Source organism: Hymenobacter sp. UYP22, assembly GCF_040547285.1.
In the GTDB taxonomy this organism is placed as follows: domain Bacteria; phylum Bacteroidota; class Bacteroidia; order Cytophagales; family Hymenobacteraceae; genus Hymenobacter.
On the sequence record NZ_JBEPPK010000014.1, the window covers coordinates 1 to 21,932 of the forward strand.

Below are 21,932 nucleotides of genomic sequence, written 5' to 3' on the forward strand. Positions count from 1 at the left end.
TTGAGTAATTAAGAAAGCACTGTGTTGTACTACTTGAAGGCTTTGTAAAAAGCTTGGTAAGCTGATGTTCTTGGAAAAGTTGATTGACATAATGTTTGCTCTTGGACTCGCCTCGGAAAAGTGGTAGGTTTTTCTCTTAGCCTAGTCGCTCAGAATCGTAGTACTTTACTATATAAAATAGTTAGTATATATAGTTTATGCTTTAAAAGCGGGTTTGGGCTGCTGCGTGCAGGCTAATGACAACCTGCGTCACGAGGAGTTTGACGTGTGAAGTAGGAACTTTGGTTGGTGGCTTAGAAAAGGAAGGATCGGGAATGGTGCGGCCGGCCGGGGCACAGTAATACGTGCCCAGTATTCCGTCCGTTTAACCTTTGTACCAAACTTTTAACCAAGGCCAGTATTGGTACACCCCAGGCGAAAACATTCGCCCCGCAAGCAAAGCACTATTTGAACTAGCGGTGCAGCTACGGCATACCGGTAGCGGACGGAGAGCTATTCGGCCACTCCGTAAGGTCCTGGCACGTGCCCAAGCACACCAAGCAAAAACAAAAAAATGGATGCGCAGCTATTCGTTAAAAATTGAGCGCAAAATGATAGTAATGAGTTAGTAACCAGTCAATAGACTGTAAGAAATGGTCTGAAAGACCAAGCGTCAGATAAACAGCCGCGTACCCGAAAAGCTCTGGCGAAACTCCTTGGGGGTGCAATTCTTGCGCTTTTTGAAGATGCGGTTGAAATTGGAAATGTTGTTGAACCCGCACTTGTAGGCCACCTCCGCCACGCTGTGCGTGGTATCAATGAGCATGCGGGAGGCGTGGCCCAACCGGATTTCGTTGAGGCTGTCGATGAACGTGGTACCGGTGCGCTTTTTAATGAAGCGACTAAACGATACCTCGGGCATGTTGGCCACCTTGGCTACCTCGGCCAGCGTGATGGCGTGGCCGTAGTGGTCGTTCATGTACTCAAATACCTTCTCAATGCGGCGGCTGTTATAATGAAGCCGGTCGTTGGTGAAAGAAGAGTCGGAGAGGATGCGCATGTTGCGCGAGGCCGACAGATCGTGCAGGATGGAGAGTAGCTCCAGCACCGAGTCGAAACCCGTCTTGCGCTCCAGCTGCAGAATCCGGTCCATAATGCGCTCCGTGGCCTCGCGGGAGAACAGAATGCCCCGCTGGGCATTTTCGAACATCTTCTGAATGAAGTTCAGCTGATTGCGGCGCAGGAACCGCTCATCCAGCAAGTCCTTGTGAAACTGAATGGTTACCTCCCGGATTTCCTGGCTCTGGCACTGGTGAGTAAACCAAGCGTGGTTCAGGTTGGGCCCGATGAGCACCAATTCCACGTCCTCAATTACCCCCAGGTGGTCGCCCACAATGCGCTTGGCCCCAGCAGCATTGATAATGAGGTTCAGCTCAAACTCCTCGTGGTAGTGTAGGGGAAAGGAGAATTCCTGCTTCACCCGGGTGAAGAGCATGAAGCAGTCATTTTGGGTAAGCGGGGTTATCTCCCGCATAATATCCTGATGCATAGTCTGAATGGGATGAGACAATAAATATAGGTTTATGTGTCAAGATAGTATTAGTGCAACGGCAGTGCAATAAAACGTGAAAAGGCCAAAAACAGCCATAGAGCGCATGTTCATGGCTGTGGGTAAGCAGGGCAGCATAATAAGTACAATACATTGATAAAAAATCATTACTACCCGCTGGGCAAAGCCGGTACTTTTGAATCGTTGGAAACAACCGGTGATTAACCGCTCACGCACCTTGCTGTCACTCGTCAGCTGCCCCTGTTTCTCCACGCTTCTGCTCATCTCCTATTTCGTTCACATGCGGCTTCAGCTACTCGACGTTCTCATCATCTGTGCTTACCTCCTGACCACCGTGTTTATTGGTCTGTGGTACCGCAAAAAAGCGCGCGAGAACAAGGACAGCTACCTGCTGGGGGGCAAGAGCCTGCCGTGGTACAAGCTGGGCCTAAGCGATGCCTCCGATATGTTCGATATCAGCGGCACGATGTGGATGGTGAGCCTGTGCTTCGTGTATGGCCTGAAAAGCATCTGGATTCCCTGGCTGTGGCCGGTATTCAACCAAGTGTTCCTAATGATGTACCTCTCGCGCTGGCTGCGCCGCTCCAATGCTAGCACCGGGGCGGAGTGGCTGGCTACGCGCTTCGGCAATTCCGGGCCAGGCGTAGGGGCTTCGCACAAGGTGGTTATTGCCTTCGCGCTGCTGAGCTGTCTGGGGTTTCTGGCCTACGGCTTCGTGGGGCTGGGCAAGTTCATTGAGATTTTCGTGCCCTGGCAGGTAGTGCAGGGCTACGTGCCCTTCACGGTGGCCCCGCAGTACGTGCCCCACGTGTACGGCATCATTTTTACGCTGTTCGCCACGTTTTACTCCATCGTGGGGGGTATGCACAGCATCGTGCTCGGTGACGTGATTAAGTACGCCATCATGACGGTGGCCTGCGTGGCCATTGGGGTGATTGCCTGGGGCAAGATGCAGGGTGGGCAGGTGCTGCCGGTGCCGGCGGGCTGGGACAACCCGTTTTTCGGCTCGCGGCTGGAGCTGGACTGGTCGGGGTTGATCAGCGAGGTAAACCAGAAAATCAAGGCCGATGGCTACTCCCTGTTCGGTATTTTCTTCATGATGATGGTGTTCAAGGGCATCTTCGCCTCGCTGGCCGGCCCCGCGCCGAATTACGACATGCAGAAGATTCTCTCAACCCGCTCGCCGGAGGACGCCAGCAAAATGAGCGGGTTTGTGTCCATCATCCTGCTGCCCATCCGCTACTCCCTGGTGATTGGCCTGACGGTACTGGGCCTGCTCTACTACCGGCAAATGAACATTCAGGGGGCCGACGGCGGGGCTGATTTCGAGAAGATTCTGCCCGTGGCCATCAACAACTTCCTGCCCACTGGCTTGCTGGGCTTGGTACTTACGGGCCTATTAGGCGCTTTTATGGGTACGTTCAGCGGCACTGTGAATGCGGCCCAGGCTTACATCGTCAACGATATCTACCTCAAGTATATCAACCCCGCCGCCAGCACCCGGCAGGTGATTTCGCTAAACTACGTAGTCGGCGTGGTGGTAGTGGCCATCGGGGTACTGCTGGGCTTCCTGGCCAAGGACGTGAACAGCGTGCTGCAGTGGATCGTATCGGCGCTCTACGGCGGGTACGTGGCAGCCAATGTGCTAAAGTGGCACTGGTGGCGCTTTAATGCCTCGGGCTTTTTCTGGGGCATGCTCACGGGCATTGTGTCGGCCCTGGTGTTCACCCGCTTTTTCGAGGGCGTAGAGTTCCTGTACTTCTTCCCCGTGCTGTTCCTGCTGTCCTTAGCGGGCTCGGTAGCCGGTACCTACGCCGCTCCGCCCACCGATGCGGAAGTATTAAAGGCCTTTTACAAAAACGTGCGGCCCTGGGGTTTCTGGAAGCCCATCAACGACCTGGTCGTAGCCGAAGACCCCACCTTCCAGCCCAACCGCAACTTCCGGCTGAACATGTTTAACGTGGTGCTCGGCATCCTGGCGCAACTCTGCCTAACGCTGCTGCCCATGTACCTGATCCTGCATCAGCAACTGCCCTTGCTGGTAACGGTTGGCCTACTGCTGGTCCTGATTCTGATTTTGAAACGCACCTGGTGGAATCGGTTGGGCGAGTACTAATGCTCGCCGGCTAACTGCCATGCTGGCGCAGGGAAGCTGTCTGAGATGGGACAGTTTTCGGCTGAAGAAGCCGTGGGAATCTTCTTCAGCTACCGGCCTGTCCGCTTGGGGCGAGGCAGGCCGGTTTGCCCGCGGCCTTCCCACTCACTTTCCTGCCACTCCATGCCTACGGGCACTCCAATAACTCACGCGAATGCATCCTTCCTTCGACCACCGTCTGCGTACTCTCTCGGCCGCTCACGAGGCGCTACTCAAGCGCCCAAACGGGGCCCAGCCAACTTCTAACGGCGTATTCGAGCGGTACCAGTTTCCGGTGCTGACGGCCGCGCACGCCCCGTTGGCCTGGCGCTACGACCTCAGCCCGGATACCAACCCCTTCCTGATGGAGCGCATCGGGGTGAATGCCGTCTTTAACGCCGGCGCTATCAAGTGGCAGGACCGGTACGTGCTGGTGGCCCGAGTGGAGGGCGCCGACCGCAAATCGTTTTTTGCGGTGGCGGAAAGCCCGAACGGAATCGACAACTTCCGCTTCTGGGATGCGCCCATTCACCTGCCCGAAACCGACGAGCCCGATACCAACGTGTACGATATGCGCCTGACGGCCCACGAGGATGGCTGGGTATACGGTCTGTTTTGCACGGAGCGCCGCGACCCGGCCGCTCCCGCTGCCGATCAGTCAGCTGCCGTAGCCAGCTGCGGCATTGCCCGTACCAAGGACCTGGTGACCTGGGAGCGGCTGCCTGACCTGAAAACCCGCTCGGCCCAGCAGCGCAACGTGGTGCTGCACCCCGAGTTTGTGCAGGGCCAGTATGCCTTCTATACTCGTCCCCAGGATGGTTTCATTGATGCCGGCTCGGGCGGGGGAATTGGGTTCGGCTTATCGGCCAGCATCGAGCAGGCAGTGGTAACTGAGGAAGTGCTCCTCGACCCCAAGCACTACCACACCGTGTACGAAGTGAAAAACGGCCTGGGTCCGGCCCCGCTCAAAACCGAGCAGGGCTGGCTGCACCTGGCCCACGGTGTGCGTAATACGGCGGCTGGCCTGCGCTACGTGCTCTACCTGTTTCTGACCGACCAGCACGACCTGACCCGCGTTACGCATAAGCCGGCCGGGTATTTCCTGGCTCCGGAAGGGGAGGAGCGGATTGGGGATGTATCGAACGTGGTGTTCAGCAACGGCTGGATTGCCGATGCCGACGGCCGGGTGTTCATCTACTATGCTTCCTCCGACACACGCATGCACGTGGCTACCTCCACGGTAGCCCAGTTGCTGGACTACGTGCAGCACACCCCCGCCGACGGTTTCACCTCGGCTAGCTCGGTACAGGCCATCCAGCGCCTCGTTGACCATAACCAGGCCGTAACTACCGGGTCGGATATGGTGCATTCGAGTAACGCAATAACTGCCTAACCTGCTATTCAGCCAGCTATGGACTTCGCCGCCGACTTTCAGCAGGAACTCAACCGCATTCTGACCTACTGGAGCACCCGCATGCCCGATGAAGTGCACGGAGGCTTTTACGGGCAGATTGCGGCCGACAACCAAGTGGTGCCCCAGGCGCCGAAAGGGGCCGTGCTCAACGCCCGTATTCTGTGGACGTTTTCGGCCGCCTACCGCCACCAGCCGGATCCGGAACTTCTGGCTTTGGCTACGCGGGCGTATGCGTATATCGAAGCGCACTTCTTGGATGCGGAGTACGGAGGAGTGTATTGGTCGGTTGACTATTTGGGGCAGCCGCTGGATACGAAAAAGCAGGTATACGCCCTGGCTTTTGCCATGTACGGGCTAAGTGAATACTACGCAGCCAGCGGCCACGAGCCGGCGCTGGCGCACGCTCAGGCCCTGTTTCACACCATCGAGAAGCACAGCTTTGATGCCGAGCACGGGGGCTACCTGGAAGCCTTTGCCCGCGACTGGAGCTCCCTGGCCGACCTGCGCCTGAGCCACAAGGATGCCAATGAGAAGAAGACCATGAATACGCACCTCCACGTGCTGGAGGCCTACGCAAACCTGTACCGCTACTGGCCCGACGCCCAGCTGCAAGCCCAGCTCCGGGAACTGCTGGAGGTGTTTTTGGCCCATATCATTGACGCCAGTACCCACCACCTGCACCTGTTCCTGGATGAGGAGTGGCGGGTGAAGTCCACGGCCATTTCGTTTGGCCACGATATCGAAGCGGCCTGGTTACTGCTGGAAGCGGCCGAGGTGTTGGGTGATGAAGAGCTGCTGGAACGGCTGCGGCCCACCGCCGTGGCCATGGCGGTGGCCGCTGCTGAGGGGCTGGACACCACCGGTGGCCTGTGCTATGAGTATGAGCCTGCTACCCAGAACTGGAACCGGGAAAAGCACTGGTGGGTGCAGGCTGAAGCCGTGGTAGGCTTATATAACGCCTACCAGCTTACGGGGCAGCCACAGCTGCTGGCTCAGTGCCAGGCCGTGTGGGACTTCACGCGCCGTTACCTGCTCGACACCAACGAGGGAGAATGGTACTGGGGCGTTACGCATACGTTGGATGTTATGCCGGATGAGGACAAGGCCGGCTTCTGGAAATGCCCTTATCATAACTCCCGCGCCTGCCTGGAAATTCTGCGGAGGTGCAAAAATGGATTAATGTCAAACTCGACTTTAGTGAGTCATGTACACATAACCGAGTAACGGAGTAGAATATAGATATGTGGTTAATACGTGCCCCTTTTAACAAATAGTACTGGAAGAGACGTTGCCAGCTACCTGCCAAAAATGAGGTATCAATGGATAAGTAATTGTTAAAAAAGTATTATCAAATAGGTAAGTAAGAGAATAGCTTTGTATAAGCTATTTACAAGAAGAAATTAGCTTTTATTCTCTGGGCGATGGAGCGCGGAGGTCAATGTGATATGTAATTATTTCAATGCCCGTGCTTGATTATATACCCGGTATAACGGGGTGTTGACTTTTTCTTTGTCTCAAGTTTTCTGCTGCCTAGCCAAGCTTTTCTGCCCCACTTCCCACTCGACTTTTAACCTGCTTGCTACTACTACCATGAGACACCGCTACCCCCTCTTATTTCTGGGCCTGACCTTGGCCCCGGCGCTGGCCCTGGCGCAAACCACTACGGTGCGGGGCGTTGTGAAAGATGCCATTACCGGCGAAGCCCTACCGGGAGTAACCGTGCTGGTAAAAGGCACCACCAACGGCACCGCTTCCGCTACCGATGGCTCCTTTTCTCTGACTGTTCCCACCGCTGATGCCATCCTGACTATTTCCTCGGTGGGCTACGTAGCCCAGGATGTGCCGGTGAAAGGCGCAAGTACCGTGGATATCAACTTAAAGGCCGATACCAAGAGCCTGGAGGAAGTAGTGGTAGTCGGCTACGGTACCGTGGCCAAGAGCGACGTGACGGGCTCGGTAGCTTCGTTGAAAGGCAGTGACCTAAACAAAACCCCGGCCTCCTCGGTGGATCAGCTCCTGCAGGGTAAGATTGCCGGTGTGCAGGTGATTGTGCCCTCCGGCGAGCCGGGGGCCGGGGCCACCATCCGCATCCGGGGCAACAGCTCCATTAATGGCTCCAACAGTCCCTTGTTGGTGGTGGACGGCTACCCCTGGGGGGAGGCTGGCAACCTCAAGCAAATCAACCCCGACGATATTGAAAGCATTGAGGTGCTGAAAGATGCCTCGGCGGCAGCTATTTACGGTTCACGCGGGGCCAATGGGGTAATCCTGGTAACCACCAAAAAGGGCAAGGCCGGCAAAACGCGCGTTTCGCTGAGCACGCTTAACACCATCTCTACCCTGCCCAGCAAATTGGATGTGTGGTCGGACCCGGTAGATGTGGCTACCATTGACAATGAGGCGCGCCTCAACGCGGGTCTGACGCCGCTGTTCACTGGCCAGAACTACCTGGGCACGTACTACCCCTCGGTGGCCGAGCTACGTGGGCAGGACCCGACCAAGCCTAAGTGGCCGTACCGCACGTACTGGCCTGATGAGGTGTACCGCAACCCGTTCTCCCAGAGCTATACGCTCACGGCCAACGGGGGCACGGACCGCACCAAGTTTTCGATTTCGGGCAACTACTACAACGAGGAAGGCCTGGCCATCAAGAACAACTATGAGCGCTACAACGGCCGCCTGAACCTCGACCAGAAGCTATTTGATAACCTGTCTACTGGTGTCAACCTCATCCTGACCCACACGCGCCGCAACGGTGGAGGGCTTTCGGCCGACCGCTCGCCGGTATTTCCCATCTACAACCCCGACGGTACCTACTTCCGCACCGGGCCGCTGGATTTTGGCAACCCCATTGCTTACGCCAATGAGGTGCTTAACACCAGCAAAACGATTGACGTACTGGGCACGCTCTACGTGAGCTGGGACCTGACCAAGTGGCTGAACTTCCGCACCCAGGTGAGCAGCAAGTACGGCAACTCGGTGGGCGACGTATACGAGCCCCGCGCCATTACCGGTACCGGTAACCTCTACAACGGCTTCGGGGTTATCGATAACTACAACGGTACGGAGCTGCTGAACGAGAACTATTTCACGCTCAACAAAATGCTGGGCGACGTGCACAGCTTCAACGCGGTGCTGGGCTACACTACCCAGAACTTTAACGTCCGGACCTCGCGGCTGGAGGGCCGGGGCTTCGTGAACGACGGGCTGCGCAACGAAAGCCTGAACTCCGCCCAAACCCAATTCGTGACTAACGGGCTCACCAAGTCGTTGCTCAACTCCTACATCGGGCGGGTTAACTACACCTTCCGCGACCGGTACCTGTTCACCTTTACCGGCCGGGCCGATGGCTCCTCGAAGTTCGGAGCTAACAACAAGTGGGCGTTCTTTCCCTCAGCGGCCTTGGCCTGGAAACTGCACGAGGAAGCCTTTTTGCGGGCCGTTCCCAGCATCTCGGAGGCCAAGCTGCGGGTTAGCTACGGCCTGACCGGCAACCAGGGCATTAGTCCCTACCAGACGCTGGACCGCCTGGGCACGGGCCGCTACTACACCGGCGGCGCCTTCCAGACTGGTTTCGGACCGGGCATCTTCGGCTACGACGGTTTCAACAAGATCTGGGAAGGCGTGCCCAACCCCGACCTGAAGTGGGAAACCACCGCCCAGCTTAACGCCGGCCTCGACCTGGGCTTTGCCAACCAGCGCCTGACGCTGAGCATGGACTATTACTATAAGCGCACCCACGATTTGCTGCGCCAGACGTTCATCACGCCTTCCTCGGGCTACGACCGGTTGTGGGTGAACGACGGGGAAATTGAGAACAAGGGTATTGAGCTGGGACTGAACGCTGAAATCCTGAACGGTCCGTTGCAGTGGAGCGTGGGCGGCAACTTCACCCTCAACCGCAACAAGCTGCTGAGCGTGGGCAGCGACAAGTTTGTGTGGAATGGCAGCAACATTGAAATGCTGCGCGCCCCTCTCAACGCCTTCATTGTCGGGGAGCCCATCAACGTGTTTTACGGCTACAAAACCAACGGCGTAATTCAGACGGTGGAGGAAGGGAAAGCCTCGGGCCTGACCGGGGACATGGCCAAGCCCGGCGAGCTGAAGTACGTGGACCTGAACGGGGACGGAAAAGTGGACGACAATGACCGCACCATCATCGGCAACCCCAACCCCAAGTTTCTCTACAGCTTCAATACCAGCCTGCGCTTCAAGGGCTTCGATCTGTCGACCCAGCTCTACGGCGTGTACGGCAACGACGTGTTCGACTTCCGCAAATTCTCGCCCAGCGGGCAGCTGCAGCGCTGGACGCCCGATAACCCCACCAACGAGTTTCCCCGCGTGAACTCCAACCGCGCGTACTACGGCTCCGATTGGTTTGTGACCAGCGGCTCCTTTCTGCGGGTGCAGAACGTGACGCTGGGCTACAACTTCAAGTCCAACCTGATCAAGGGCGTGGAGTCGCTGCGGGTATACTTCTCGGGTAACAACCTCTACACCTTCACCAAGTTCCACACCGGCTTCGACCCCGAGGTGGGTGGCAACGGGCAGCAGTGGGGTTCGTATCCCCGGCCCCGTGCCCTATCGGTGGGCGTGAACATCGGCATTTAAGTAGTCCCGCAAAATTCCCCAACCCATGAAACTGACCAAAACTCTGGGCCTGGCCTTGGCGGCAACTCTGCTGGCGGGCTGCTCCCTGCAGGAAGAACCCTACGGCTTCCCCTCCACCACCAACTTTTACAAAACGGAGGCCGACGCCAACGCCGCGCTGATTTACGCCTACGCCATTCTGCCGGAAATCGAGTACTACTCGCGCAACTTCATTCTGGTAACGGAGCTGCCCACCGAGAACATCACGCTCAAGCCCGACGCCGGCGCCAGCAACTTCGAGTTTGACCGCCTGGCCGTGCGCCCCGACAACCCCGAGCTGACCACGGCCTGGCGCTACGCCTACATTGGCATCAACCGCGCCAACGCCGTTATCGAGAACGTACCCGGCATTGCGGCCATGAGCGAAACCACCCGCAACCAGCTGGTAGGGGAGGCCTACATCCTGCGGGCCCTGCACTACTTCAACCTGGTGCGCCTGTTTGGGGCGGCCCCCATGCCCGTGAAGCCGGTGACCTCCCTGGATCAGGTAAGCGCGCCCAAGGCTACCATCCAGCAGATGTACGCCCTGATGGAATCGGATTTGCGTAAGGCCATTGACCTGACCGACGCCACCCGCCGCGACGGCCGCGCCAACAAGGTGACGGCCTGGGGGCTGCTGGCGAAGGTATACCTGAACCAGGCCTCGGGCAAAGCAACCGGCTCGCCGGGCTACGAGTTCGTGACGGATGCCAATGCCCTCTACGAGCAGGCCAAAACCTACGGGGGCTACGTGCTCACCAACACCTCCGGCTACGGCCTCGATCCGGACCTGAAGGCCATTTACGACGTGACCAAGAAGAGCGGGCCCGAGCATCTGCTTGACGCGGCCGTGGACCGCAGCGGCTTGTCGGAGGGCAACTACTCCAAGCTGCCGCTGATGTTCATTCCCTACATCGACGGCGCGACTTTCAAGCTGGCCGACAGTACCCGTGTGATATCCGGCTTCAACCACTTTGTTACCGAGCCCGCCCTGTATAACAGCTTCAACGCGGCCGATAAGCGTAAAACCGACCTGATTCCCAATAAGGCCTACATCGGCCGCCGGGAAGTGACGCTGGGCATCAATGACTACAGCCGGCCCTTCACCCGCAAGTACCTCGACCCCGGCCAGGTAGGCCAGCAAACCAGCGCCAATACGCCCATTCTGCGCTATTCCGACGTGCTGCTGACGTACGCCGAAGCCTGCGGGCCAACCGCCGACGGCTACGCGGCCATTAACCGCATCCGGACCCGGGCCGGTATTCCGGCCCTTACGCCGGGCTTGAGCATTACGGCCTTCCGCGACGCCGTGGTGCAGGAACGGGCCTGGGAACTGGCCTTCGAAGGACACCGCCTGTTTGATCTGCGCCGCACCCACAAAATGGAATCGGTATTGGTGCAGCAGTACGGCAAAACCATTCAGGGGGACCCGTATTTCTTCCCCATCCCAACCCGCGAAACCGACCTGAACCCCAACCTGTAATTCTCCCGCCACCATGCTACCACGCACTACTGTTATCTGGGCCGGCTCGCTGCTGGGTCTGAGCTTACTGGGCGGCTGTACCCAGGACCCCTTCAAGGACATCGAAAGCCACGAGCGCGCCATTACGGCCTTTACCCTCGACAAGGGCCAGATTGGAGTAGCGGAAATCACCCGCACCCCGGAAACGGGTAAAATAGTGGTGTACGCCGTGCGCGGCACCGACCTTTCCAACGTGGTACCCACTATCCAGACCTCCTACAAGGCTACGGTGTCGCCCGGCTCGGGGCAGCCCGTGAACCTGAGCGCCAACAACCGCACGTACACCTACACGGTTACCTCTGAGTCGGGGGAGGCGCGGCAATGGACAGTGGAAGTGAAGGACTACGAATCGGACCTGGACGGACGCTGGCAGGTAACGAACCTGCAGTTCCAGTACTTCATCGGGGAAGGCGAAAGCTGGGGCTGGAACGGCACCAAAAACCTCTCGGCTAATATTCCGGACGCCACCAAGGAAAACGACAACATCCTGGAAATGACCACCACCGGCGTAACGGCGGATGGGAAAGTAACCGGCACGTTCACCCACAGCCCCGGCCCGGACGGGGTATTTGCCAACTTTATGTTCGGGGCGGTAGACTACAACTACAAGTTTCGGAAACTGCCCCGCAATCAGGGCACTTGGCTGCGGGATTTCGCCACCAACACCATCACCTTCAACAACGGCCAGGCTGGTCAGGCGCGCACTGTTGCTCTGGAATTCAGTGCCGACAAGCGTACCCTGAAAATGCCCTTCAACGTCCAGCCCTACGACATTGACTGGAACGGGAGCGGCAGCAAGCAGGAATTGGGCGGGGCAAAATTCGCCTGGTATATGTTTCGCAAACTGTAAGTTACAAAGCACCCCGGCAGCTTATTCGGCTGCTGGGGCTACTACTGTCTGCTCTCACTCGTCCTGAGTTACTTCTCCTTCCTTCCGCATGACGTTTACGAAACTACTCGCTGGCCTGCTGCTTGCCGGCGGTACCATCTGCTCCGCCACCGCGCAGTCTGCCAAGGTGCTGCCCTACCTGCAACGCATTTCGGGGAAGCAGATACTGGCTGGTCAGCACAACAAAGAGCCTAACGCCGAGCCTACCAAGTGGACTGATTTCATTCACAAAACCACCGGTCGCTACCCGGCTTTGTGGAGCGGGGACTTCCTGTTTCAGCAGGAAAACATTGACAACCGCTGGAAGATGATCAAGGAGGCCGAGCGGCAGTACCGGCAGGGGGCCGTGGTAAACCTGATGTGGCACGCCTGCCCGCCCGTTTCCGGGGAGCCCTGCGGCTGGGACCCGGGCCTGCTCAACCAACTCCTGACCGACGCGCAGTGGACGGAGCTGATTACCGACGGCACGCCCCTGAATAAGGCCTGGAAAGTGCGCATGGATGACATTGCCCGCTACCTGCAGTACCTGAAGGAGAAGAACGTGGAAGTATTGTTCCGCCCCTTGCACGAAATGAACCAGGGCAAGTTCTGGTGGGGTGGCCGCCCGGGGCCTAACGGCACCGCCCGCCTCTACCAAATCACCCACGACTACCTCAAAAACACCAAGGGCCTTACCAACCTGATCTGGGTGTGGGACATGCAGGATATGAGCCGGGACTTTGCTGCCTATAACCCCGGCGAAAAGTACTGGGACGTGTTTGCCTTCGACGTGTACGACCAGGGCTACGACCAGTCGTGGTACAACTACATCCTGCCCATTGTGGGTGACAAGCCGATGGCCATTGGGGAATGCGCCGCCCTGCCCACCCCGGAAATCCTGGCCCAACAGCCCCGCTGGACGTTCTTCATGGCCTGGGCGGAGCTAGTGCAGGAAAAGAACTCGGTAGAAGCCATCCGGCGCATTTACAGCGCCCCGCGCGTACTAACCCGCGACGAACTGCCAAAACGGTAAACACCCGCTGCTATGCTGAATTCTGGTTTTTCTTTCCGGCCGCGCGGTGGGAGAGGGCTGCTTGCTGCGCTCCTGGGGTTGCTGGCCTCGGTAGCGGTTCAGGCCCAGCAGCTGCTGGCCGGCAGCACGCTGCTCACCACTGACGTACGCCAGTACGACAAAGCCGAGTGGGACATAGCCCTCAGCCGGCAGTTTCAGAACCCCTACAACCAGCGCGAGGTTGCCCTGGACTTGGTGCTTACTTCGCCGACCGGACGGCCCGTGGTGGTGCCCGGTTACTTTGCGCGCAACGAGGCGCAGGGGAGCCGGTGGAAAGTGCGGTTTGCGCCCCAGGAACTAGGGCCGTACACCGGCGTTTTTCGGGTGACCACCCCTGCCGGTACGGAGGAAGCCGGGAGCCGCAGTTTCACCGTTACGGCGGGCGTCAAGCCGGGCTTTCTGCACCCCCACAACCTGTATACATTTCGCTTCGACAACGGGACGCTGTTTCGGGGGGTAGGCGAAAACGTGGCCTGGGAGTCCCGCTCGTTTGAGGATCAGAAGTTCACCTACGATTACCTGCTGCCCACGCTGGCGCAAAACGGGGCCAACTTCTTTCGCACCTGGATGTGCTACTGGAATCTGCCCCTGGAGTGGCCCCGCGTCAGCTCCACCAAGCGGTACACCAACAGCACCGAGTACTTTCACCCGGGTGCTATCAAGCGCATGGATGAGCTGGTCAACCTGACCGATTCGCTGGGCTTGTACTTCATGCTCACCTTTGACTGGCATGGGCACCTGATGGAGCAGGGCGGCTGGAAAAACAGCGCCTACAACCAGCGCAACGGCGGCCCGGCCCGCACGCCCACCGAGTTCTTTACGCTTCCCGCTTCCCGGGAGAAGTACAAGAATAAGCTGCGCTACGTGGTAGCCCGCTGGGGCTACAGCCCCAATATTGCCGCCTGGGAATTCTTCAACGAAGTAGATAACGCCGCTTTTACCCAGCAGGATAGCGTGCTGATTCCGCACGACGCCATTACGCTCTGGCACGGCGAGATGAGCCGCTACCTCAAGGATATTGACCCCTACCAACACCTGGTGACCACCAGCATCTCGCACCGCGACATTCTGGGGCTGAACTCGGTGGCGTACTTTGACTTCCACCAGAAGCACATCTACAAGCACACGGAAAAGATTCCGGCCATTTACCCCAACTACATCCAGACGTACGGCAAGCCCTACGTGGTAGGAGAGTTTGGCTACCGCTGGGAAGACGCTAATCCAGCCTATAAAGACGGATTCAACTACGACTACCGGCGCGGCCTCTGGTACGGCCTGTTCAGCCCCACGCCCATTCTGCCGATGACGTGGTGGTGGGAGCTGTTCGACGACCAGAAGATGACGCCCTACTTCCGGGGCGTACGGGCCATCAGCGACCGGATGCTGGCGGCCGGCCAGGGTGAGTTTGCGCCATTTGCCGTGTCGGCGGGCAGCTTGCAGAGTTTTGGGATGCGCTGCGGCAATCAGTATTTTGTATACCTGCTTAACGCTGGGCCAGGCCCGGTGACAGCTAGTCCCGCACTGGCGGTGCCGGCCGCCGGGCGACTCAGGGCGCAGTATTTCGAGCCTGTCAGCCTGCAGTATCAGGCCGTGAGCGGACTGCAGCGCAAGGGCAGTACTCTTATGCTCCCGGCCCTAACCCTGGCCCCTCAGCAGGAGTGCGTACTCATCATCACAGCCAACCCCAGCGGTAAATACCCACGCCAGCCTACCCGGGATAACGCTACGCCGATGCTGCCCACTGCCGGGTCCAGCGTGCCGGCTGCCGGTATGAACAGCGGCCCCGCCGCTGCACGCTAATGGGCACGGTATCATTCAAGCGCTGCAACGCCTGGTGGCGTGGCCTCGGGCTGCTGGCGTGCTGGCTACTGCTGACGCCTACTCAGGCCCAGCAAGCCAAGCTCAATTACGGCCTGACCGCGCCGCAGGACCCGGCTACGCTACCCCGTTCCCGGGCGGCCGTAGTACCGCCCACGCGCAAAGCCAAAGTGCCCGCGCGGGCCGTGCTGACGCCGGTGGCGGAAGGTGAGTATCAGCTTAATCAGGGCTGGGAACTGGCTTCCGGCAACGATGTAGCTGCTCCGGGCCGGCAAGTCAGCCGCCCGGGTCTGAATACCAGCCGCTGGTACAATGCCACCGTGCCCGGCACCGTACTGACCACCCTGGTGGAGCAGGGCGTGTATCCCGACCCTTATATCGGCCTGAACAATCTGGCCATTCCCGACACGCTCAGCCGCCAGCCGTGGTGGTACCGTCTGAGCTTCCGGGTGCCCGAAGGGCAGCACGGCCGAAGTGCCTGGCTGGTTTTTGAGGGCATCAACTACGCCGCCGAAATCTGGCTGAACGGCCACCGGTTGGGTACTACGGCGGGGGCGTTCCGGCGCGGCCGCTTCAACGCAACGCGTCTGCTCCGCCCCCGGGGGGAAAACGTGCTGGCCGTGCGCGTGCAGCCCCCGCCGCACCCGGGCCGGCCCCACGAGGAATCGGCCCGGAGCGGGCAGGGACCCAACGGGGGCGTGCTGGCGACTGACGGGCCCACGTTCATTTCCTCGGAAGGCTGGGACTGGATGCCCGGCATCCGGGACCGGAATACCGGCCTCTGGCAGCCCGTGCGCCTGCGCTTCACCGGCTCCGTAACGCTGCTTGATCCGCAGATTATTACCGACCTGCCGCTGCCGGACACCACCCGCGCCGAGTTAACGGTGCTCGCCACTCTGCACAACGCCAGCGCCCGCCCGCAGCGCGTGACGGTAGCGGGCCAGCTGGCCGGACGCACCTTCAGCCAGCAGGTGACCGTAGCCGCCGGAGCTCGCCAGGCAGTGACGTTCCGCGCCCCCGACTACGTGGCCCTACGCCTAGCCCGGCCCCGGCTGTGGTGGCCCAACGGCTACGGCCGTCCCGCGCTGTACACGCTGCCGCTTACCGTTACGGAAGCCAACGGCACCCCGTCCGATGCGCAGGCAGTGCGCTTTGGGGTGCGGGAGTTGAGCTACGAAATGACCGTGGATACGCCCTCCGCCACCAGCCAGCGGGTGGAATACGACCCCTTGCGCGCCCCGGCTGGGCAACTGCTATTCGATAACGTACACCGCCGGCAGGTCGAGCCCGAGGTGTTTGTGGCCCGCTTGCGGCCGGGAGCCAGCTCCCAGGCCTTGCTGCCCGTGGCTGAGCCGACGGCCGCGCCTTATCTGGTGCTGAAGGTAAACGGGCAGCGTATCTTCTGCCGGGGTGGCAACTGGGGGATGGATGATGCGCTTAAGCGCGTGTCGCGCGAGCGGCTGCAACCCTACTTTCAACTGCACCAGCGAGCCGGACTGAATATGATCCGCAACTGGACCGGCGAGAGTACCGAGGAGGACTTCTACGCCCTGGCCGACGAATACGGGCAACTCATCTGGAACGACTTCTGGCTTTCCACGGAAGGCTACAACCTGGAGCCCGTGGACAACGGCCTGTTTCTGGCCAACGCCCGCGACGTGGTGCGCCGCTTTCTCAACCACCCCAGCATAGCCCTCTGGTGCCCCCGCAACGAGGGCTACGCGCCCCCGGCCCTGGAAGACAGTCTGGCGCTGCTCGTAGCTACCGATGATGGTACCCGCTATTACCAACCCAACTCCCGCAGCCTCAACCTGCGCCCCAGCGGCCCCTGGCACTACTTCCAAAACCCCGCTGACTACTTCCGGACCAATGCCCGGGGCTTCACCACCGAAATCGGGACGTTTTCCGTGCCCGGGGCCGCCGCCATCCGTCGGTTTTTGCCGCCCCCGGATCAGTGGCCCATTACGGATGCCTGGTACTACCACGACCTGCACGCCGAGCACCAGCAAGCCACCTACCTGGCCGACATAGCCCGGCGCTACGGCCCATCGGCCAACCTCGACGACTTCACCCGGAAAGCCCAGTTGCTCAACTACGACAGCCACCGCGCTATTTTCGAGGCCTGGAACAGCCGCCTGTGGCGTACTACCAGCGGCGTACTGCTCTGGATGAGTCACCCGGCTTGGCCCAGTATGATCTGGCAACTCTATTCCAGCGACTACTCCACCCACGGGGCGTACTACGGGGCGCAAAAGGCCTGCGAGCCGGTGCATATTCAGCAAAACCTCGATGATGGACAAGTAGTCATCATCAACACGAGCTTGCGGCCGCTACGAAACGCTCAGGTGCAGTACGCCCGCTACGAAGTGCAGGGCCGGCCGCTGAGCACCGAAACCCGCGCAATACCCTGGGCCCCGGCCAATGAGTTGACAACGGTATTCACCCCAGCGCGGCCTACTGCCTTGCCGCCCGTGTACCTGACGCGCTTACGGCTACTTAACGAGCAGGGCCAGGTGGTGTCAGAGAACGAGTACTGGCAGCACGCGGTAGGAGCAGACTTTCAGACCTTCAATGCTCTGCCTGCCGCGCGGCTACAAACCCGCCTGCTGCCTTCTACTGCTGATAACGACATACTGACGTACGAAATCAGTAACTCTGGTATCGTGCCCGCCGTGGCTGTGACGCTCAGTTTGCACGACGCTCAGGGCCAGGCAATATTGCCCGCTACCAGTTCGGCCGGTTACTTCACCTTGCTTCCCGGGGAGCGAAAAACGGTGACCATCCAACTGAACGGGCCGGAACCCGCCGCCAGCCTGCAATTACGCGCCGAAGCCTACAACCATTGATATGTCATGTACTTTATTCTCCCTTCCTGGTAGGTTGAGCCGGCTGCTCACCACAGCCCTGCTGGGACTGAGTATAGCCGCGTTGGCCAACTCCCCCAAGCCTGGGGCTATGGTCAGTAAAACCACTCCGGCCGGGCGGAAGGCTGTTGCGTTTGCTTTCACCAGCACAATGCTGCCCCCGGCAGCTAAAGCGCCTGGCTGCGTGTGGGCTGAGGATGCGGCGGCCGACTTACGTAACCATCGGGCGCAGGTGGCTACCGGCCTGCTCGAAGGCGAAGCGGGAGCCGGGAACATCCATATTTTCAGGGGTATTCCGTTTGCCGCGCCACCCGTAGGTTCCTTGCGCTGGCGGGCTCCGCAACCTGCCGCTAGCTGGGCCGGGGTGCGGTCGGCCCGCGCGTTTGGCCCCAAGCCCATGCAGCTGCCCGTGTACGGGGATATGAATTCCCGCGCCGCTGGTATGGGGGAAGATTGCCTGTACCTGAATGTCTGGACGCCGGCGCGTACCAGCCGGGAGCGGCTGCCGGTGCTGGTGTACTTCTACGGCGGCGGCTACGTGGCCGGGGACGGCTCGGAGCCCCGCTACGACGGTGCAAGCATGGCCCGCGCGGGCATTGTGAGCGTCACGGTCAATTACCGCCTGGGGGTGTTCGGTTTTCTGGCCCACCCGGAGCTGACGGCGGAATCCGGCGCGTCCGGGTCCGGCAATTATGGACTGTTGGATCAGCAGGCGGCCCTGCGCTGGGTACAGCAGAATATTGCCGCCTTTGGCGGCGACCCCGCCCGCGTTACAATTGGCGGCGAATCGGCGGGCTCAGTATCCGTTAGCGCCCAGATGGCCGCACCCGGCTCCCGGGGGTTGTTCGTGCGGGCCATCGGCGAGAGTGGTTCCATGCTCAGCCAGGCCCGCAGCCCGGAGTTGCTGGCTCCGGCGGAGCGCAAAGGAGCAGCCTTCGGCACTAGTCTGGAAGCCACCTCTTTGGCCGCGTTGCGGGCCCTGCCGGCAACTCAACTACTGCAGGCTGCCGGGCAAGCTGATGCCCCACGCTTCGGCCCAGTGCTGGATGGTAGTTTCCTGACGCAAAGCCCGGCGGACGTTTTCGCCGCGGGTGCCCAGGCTCAGGTGCCGCTACTAGTGGGCTGGAACTCCCAGGAAGTCACGTATCATTCTCTGTTGGGCGCGGCCCCGCCCACTGTGGTTGCCTTCCGGCAGGCCGTGCAGCGTCTGTACGGCCCGCGGGCGGCCGAAATCCTGCGCCTGTACCCCGCCGCTACCGATGCGCAGGCCGAGCAGGCCGCCACGGACCTGGCCTGTGACCGGTTCACGGTCTACGGCACCTGGAAGTGGGCCGACTTGCACGGCCGCACCGGCAACCAGCCGGTTTACCGCTACATTTTCGAGCGTCCCCGCCCAGGGCTGGTAGCCGAGCTGCGCCACGCTACGCCCGGGCTGGCGGGTGGTATCATTCGGCATCCGGCCGGCGAAAAACCAGCCGCCCCACTTGCCCGTGGGGCGGTGCACGCGGCCGAGATTGAGTATGCGCTGGGCAACTTGCCGCTCAGCCCGGCCTTTGCCTGGGAAAAGGCCGATTACCAGGTATCGGCGCACTTCCAGGCCTACCTGATCAACTTCATTAAAACCGGCAACCCCAACGGCCGCCGCCTGCCGGTCTGGCCGGCGGCCACTGCCAGTGGGCAGGCCAAGCAGGTGCTGCGCCTGAACGTGCAAACGGGCGCGGAGTCCGAGCCGCACCGGGAGCGGTATCTGTTCCTGGATCAGGCAGCACATCAGTAAAAGACATCTGCTTTTTCACTTCATTCTGCTACATGCAAGAGACACAACTTACCGGCCAAGAACTATTTGCGCAGGTTGCGCAGCAACTCCACCAGCAAGGCTTCACGATTGAGCGGCAGGACCACGGCCGGCCCTGGGGAGGGTTTTTCGTCATTGCCGAAGACCAAGCGCAGCAGTTCGCGGATATCTATTTCGATGGTCTGGCCGTGGACTCGCTGCGCATTGCTGGCCAGCTCAGCCCCAAAATTCTAGTTGTGGCCCCGCAACGGCGCCTCTCGTGGCAGTATCATCACCGCCGGGCCGAAATCTGGCGCGTGGTAGCGGGGCCGGTGGGAGTAGTCACTAGTCCCAGCGACGAAGAAGGTCCTTTGCGTGCCTACGGCCCTGGGCAGCAGATTATCCTGCAACAGGGGGAGCGGCACCGCCTCGTGGGCCTCGATACGTGGGGGATTCTGGCCGAAATATGGCAGCACACTGCGGCGCACCACCCTTCCGACGAGGAGGACATTGTGCGCGTGCAGGACGATTTCGGGCGCTAAGCCAGTCGCCCCCAGCAAGCCGGCCGGTAGTAACGCCGGAACTCACCTCCCGCCCCCATTACACTCCTTGCATATGCATTACTCCCGTTGGGTACTCCCGTTAGTGGCCTGGTTGCTTGCCGCGGCCGCCCAGGCGCAAACCCCCTTCACCAGCCTGAATTATCTGTATAGCGTCTCCGGCCGGCAAACTGTAGCCGGGGAGCATAACCGGGAGCCAAATACCGCCCCGGCAGTTCAAACTAAACGAGTATACGCCGCTACCGGCAAATACCCGGGCCTGTGGAGCGGCGACTTTCTGTTTGCGCAAAGTGACGTGAGCAGCCGCTGGACGATGATCAACGAGGCCAAAGCCCAGTGGGCGCGCGGGGCCCTCATCAACCTGATGTGGCACACCTGCCCACCCACCCAGCCGGAGCCCTGCCAGTGGAGTGGGGGCGTGCAAAGCACCCTGAGCGACGCGCAGTGGCAGGAATTGGTTACCGATGGCACCCCGCTGAACAACAACTGGAAAGCCCGCCTCGACGGTATTGCCGGGTATCTGCAGGACCTGGAGGACAGCGGCGTGGAGGTGATGTTCCGGCCCTTCCACGAAATGAACCAGGCCGCCTTCTGGTGGGGTGGCCGGCCCGGCCCCTTTGGTACCGCCAAGCTCTACCAGCTCACCCACGACTACCTAAAGAATATCAAAGGGCTGACCAACCTGATCTGGGTATGGGACGTGCAGGATTTTTCAACGCTGCCGGCGGACCTGCTGAGCTACAACCCGGGCAACGCGTATTGGGATGTGCTGGCCCTAGATATGTACTACTCCGATGGGCAGGGCTACACCATGGCCAAGTACAACGCCCTGCTCAACGCCGCCGGCAGCAAGCCCATTGCTATTGGCGAGTGTGAGGTGCTGCCCTCGGCCACCGTACTAGCAGCTCAGCCACGCTGGTCCTTCTTTATGGGCTGGGCCGAGCTGGTATTCAACAGCAACTCTGCGGCCAGTATGCAAAGTCTGTTCACGGCCAGCAACGTGGTGACGCGGGACGAAATGCCGGGCTGGGGGGGCACCAGCGTCAATCTGGCCTACCGGCGTCCCGTCACGGTATCTACTGCTGAGAACAGCACTCACGCTGGCAGCCTGGCGGTGGACGACGACCGGAGCACCCGCTGGAGCAGTGCCTACGCCGACAATCAGTTCATTACCGTGGATCTGGGGGCCGCCTACAATCTCAGCCGCGTGTACCTGGCCTGGGAAGCGGCGTACGCCCAAAGCTACCAGGTGCAGGTTTCCGCTGATAACGCCACCTGGACTACCATGCGCACGGTACAGGGCAAATCGTCCGCCGCCCCGGATAACCTGACAAACCTGAACACTACCGCCCGCTACGTGCGCCTTAATTGCCTGACCCGCGCAACCAGCTACGGCTTTTCTCTGCTGGAGCTGGAAGTGTATGGCGCGCCAGCCGGACCGCTGGCAGTAGCGACCAGGCGGGAGCAGATGGCAGTCGGCTTTCCCAATCCGACTTCTAACTCTGTGTACATCAACTTGCCCGAGACATGGTCCACTATAGGGCAACTGACCATACAAGATAGTCAGGGCCGTACAGTAGCGCTATATCATCTTAACCGTCGCACGACGCAGGTTAACGTTTCTTTTTTGGCCGAGGGAGTTTACCATTTATTGCTGACCAATGGTCAGCAACAGGTTCGTCAGTTACTGCTCAAGAAATAATTGGAGTAGCGCAAAGCGCAGAGGTT

The 21,932-nt window shown here is 60.0% G+C and carries 13 protein-coding genes; 12 read left to right on the top strand and 1 reads right to left on the bottom strand.

Features of this window, described 5'->3' with window-relative positions; all coding sequences use genetic code 11:
* Positions 1 to 652: 652 nt before the first annotated feature.
* The gene (locus ABIB60_RS17965; protein ID WP_354581863.1) at positions 653 to 1,528 is read right to left on the bottom strand and encodes a helix-turn-helix domain-containing protein; all 876 of its coding nucleotides are present in this window, start codon (positions 1,526 to 1,528) and stop codon (positions 653 to 655) included.
* A gap of 301 nt (positions 1,529 to 1,829) precedes the next feature.
* On the opposite strand from ABIB60_RS17965, the gene ABIB60_RS17970 reads away from it, so the two are divergent.
* The 12 genes from ABIB60_RS17970 to ABIB60_RS18025 all read left to right on the top strand — a co-directional run bounded on the left by ABIB60_RS17970 (position 1,830) and on the right by ABIB60_RS18025 (position 21,906).
* Positions 1,830 to 3,665 (top strand): sodium:solute symporter family protein, encoded by a 1,836-nt coding sequence (locus tag ABIB60_RS17970; RefSeq protein ID WP_354581864.1) that lies wholly within the window; start codon positions 1,830 to 1,832, stop codon positions 3,663 to 3,665.
* 193 nt (positions 3,666 to 3,858) lie between these two features.
* A complete protein-coding gene (locus ABIB60_RS17975; protein ID WP_354581865.1) occupies positions 3,859 to 5,076 on the top strand; it encodes a glycoside hydrolase family 130 protein in 1,218 nt (405 codons plus the stop codon).
* An 18-nt stretch (positions 5,077 to 5,094) separates the two neighbouring features.
* A complete protein-coding gene (locus ABIB60_RS17980) occupies positions 5,095 to 6,321 on the top strand; it encodes an AGE family epimerase/isomerase (protein ID WP_354581866.1) in 1,227 nt (408 codons plus the stop codon).
* A 366-nt stretch (positions 6,322 to 6,687) separates the two neighbouring features.
* The gene (locus tag ABIB60_RS17985) at positions 6,688 to 9,708 is read left to right on the top strand and encodes a SusC/RagA family TonB-linked outer membrane protein (RefSeq protein WP_354581867.1); all 3,021 of its coding nucleotides are present in this window, start codon (positions 6,688 to 6,690) and stop codon (positions 9,706 to 9,708) included.
* A 25-nt stretch (positions 9,709 to 9,733) separates the two neighbouring features.
* Positions 9,734 to 11,209, top strand: a complete 1,476-nt coding sequence (locus ABIB60_RS17990) for a RagB/SusD family nutrient uptake outer membrane protein (RefSeq protein ID WP_354581868.1) — start codon at positions 9,734 to 9,736, stop codon at positions 11,207 to 11,209.
* Positions 11,210 to 11,222: 13 nt separating this feature from the next.
* Positions 11,223 to 12,098, top strand: coding sequence for an SGBP N-terminal domain-containing protein (locus ABIB60_RS17995; RefSeq protein ID WP_354581869.1), 876 nt, complete (start codon positions 11,223 to 11,225; stop codon positions 12,096 to 12,098).
* Between the two features lie 88 nt (positions 12,099 to 12,186).
* On the top strand, positions 12,187 to 13,149 hold the full coding sequence (locus ABIB60_RS18000) for a glycoside hydrolase family 26 protein (protein ID WP_354581870.1): 963 nt from the start codon (positions 12,187 to 12,189) through the stop codon (positions 13,147 to 13,149).
* A 12-nt stretch (positions 13,150 to 13,161) separates the two neighbouring features.
* Positions 13,162 to 14,988, top strand: coding sequence for a DUF5060 domain-containing protein (locus tag ABIB60_RS18005; protein ID WP_354581871.1), 1,827 nt, complete (start codon positions 13,162 to 13,164; stop codon positions 14,986 to 14,988).
* Positions 14,988 to 17,852 (top strand): glycoside hydrolase family 2 protein, encoded by a 2,865-nt coding sequence (locus tag ABIB60_RS18010; RefSeq protein ID WP_354581872.1) that lies wholly within the window; start codon positions 14,988 to 14,990, stop codon positions 17,850 to 17,852. Before ABIB60_RS18005 ends, ABIB60_RS18010 begins: the two co-directional genes overlap by 1 nt.
* 1 nt (position 17,853) lies before the next feature.
* The gene (locus ABIB60_RS18015) at positions 17,854 to 19,647 is read left to right on the top strand and encodes a carboxylesterase/lipase family protein (RefSeq protein WP_354581873.1); all 1,794 of its coding nucleotides are present in this window, start codon (positions 17,854 to 17,856) and stop codon (positions 19,645 to 19,647) included.
* Positions 19,648 to 19,679: 32 nt separating this feature from the next.
* Positions 19,680 to 20,186 (top strand): cupin domain-containing protein, encoded by a 507-nt coding sequence (locus tag ABIB60_RS18020; RefSeq protein ID WP_354581874.1) that lies wholly within the window; start codon positions 19,680 to 19,682, stop codon positions 20,184 to 20,186.
* 73 nt (positions 20,187 to 20,259) lie between these two features.
* The gene (locus ABIB60_RS18025) at positions 20,260 to 21,906 is read left to right on the top strand and encodes a glycosyl hydrolase (RefSeq protein ID WP_354581875.1); all 1,647 of its coding nucleotides are present in this window, start codon (positions 20,260 to 20,262) and stop codon (positions 21,904 to 21,906) included.
* Positions 21,907 to 21,932: the final 26 nt, after the last annotated feature.

What these genes read in the sequence shown, in the direction of transcription:
- ABIB60_RS17965 (WP_354581863.1), bottom strand. Translation starts at nt 1,528, where the DNA reads ATGCATCAGGATATTATGCGGGAGATAACCCCGCTTACCCAAAATGAC.
- ABIB60_RS17975 (WP_354581865.1), top strand. Translation starts at nt 3,859, where the DNA reads ATGCATCCTTCCTTCGACCACCGTCTGCGTACTCTCTCGGCCGCTCAC.
- ABIB60_RS17985 (WP_354581867.1), top strand. Translation starts at nt 6,688, where the DNA reads ATGAGACACCGCTACCCCCTCTTATTTCTGGGCCTGACCTTGGCCCCG.
- ABIB60_RS18005 (WP_354581871.1), top strand. Translation starts at nt 13,162, where the DNA reads ATGCTGAATTCTGGTTTTTCTTTCCGGCCGCGCGGTGGGAGAGGGCTG.
- ABIB60_RS18015 (WP_354581873.1), top strand. Translation starts at nt 17,854, where the DNA reads ATGTCATGTACTTTATTCTCCCTTCCTGGTAGGTTGAGCCGGCTGCTC.
- ABIB60_RS18010 (WP_354581872.1), top strand. Translation starts at nt 14,988, where the DNA reads ATGGGCACGGTATCATTCAAGCGCTGCAACGCCTGGTGGCGTGGCCTC.
- ABIB60_RS17995 (WP_354581869.1), top strand. Translation starts at nt 11,223, where the DNA reads ATGCTACCACGCACTACTGTTATCTGGGCCGGCTCGCTGCTGGGTCTG.
- ABIB60_RS18025 (WP_354581875.1), top strand. Translation starts at nt 20,260, where the DNA reads ATGCATTACTCCCGTTGGGTACTCCCGTTAGTGGCCTGGTTGCTTGCC.
- ABIB60_RS18000 (WP_354581870.1), top strand. Translation starts at nt 12,187, where the DNA reads ATGACGTTTACGAAACTACTCGCTGGCCTGCTGCTTGCCGGCGGTACC.
- ABIB60_RS17980 (WP_354581866.1), top strand. Translation starts at nt 5,095, where the DNA reads ATGGACTTCGCCGCCGACTTTCAGCAGGAACTCAACCGCATTCTGACC.
- ABIB60_RS17970 (WP_354581864.1), top strand. Translation starts at nt 1,830, where the DNA reads ATGCGGCTTCAGCTACTCGACGTTCTCATCATCTGTGCTTACCTCCTG.
- ABIB60_RS17990 (WP_354581868.1), top strand. Translation starts at nt 9,734, where the DNA reads ATGAAACTGACCAAAACTCTGGGCCTGGCCTTGGCGGCAACTCTGCTG.
- ABIB60_RS18020 (WP_354581874.1), top strand. Translation starts at nt 19,680, where the DNA reads ATGCAAGAGACACAACTTACCGGCCAAGAACTATTTGCGCAGGTTGCG.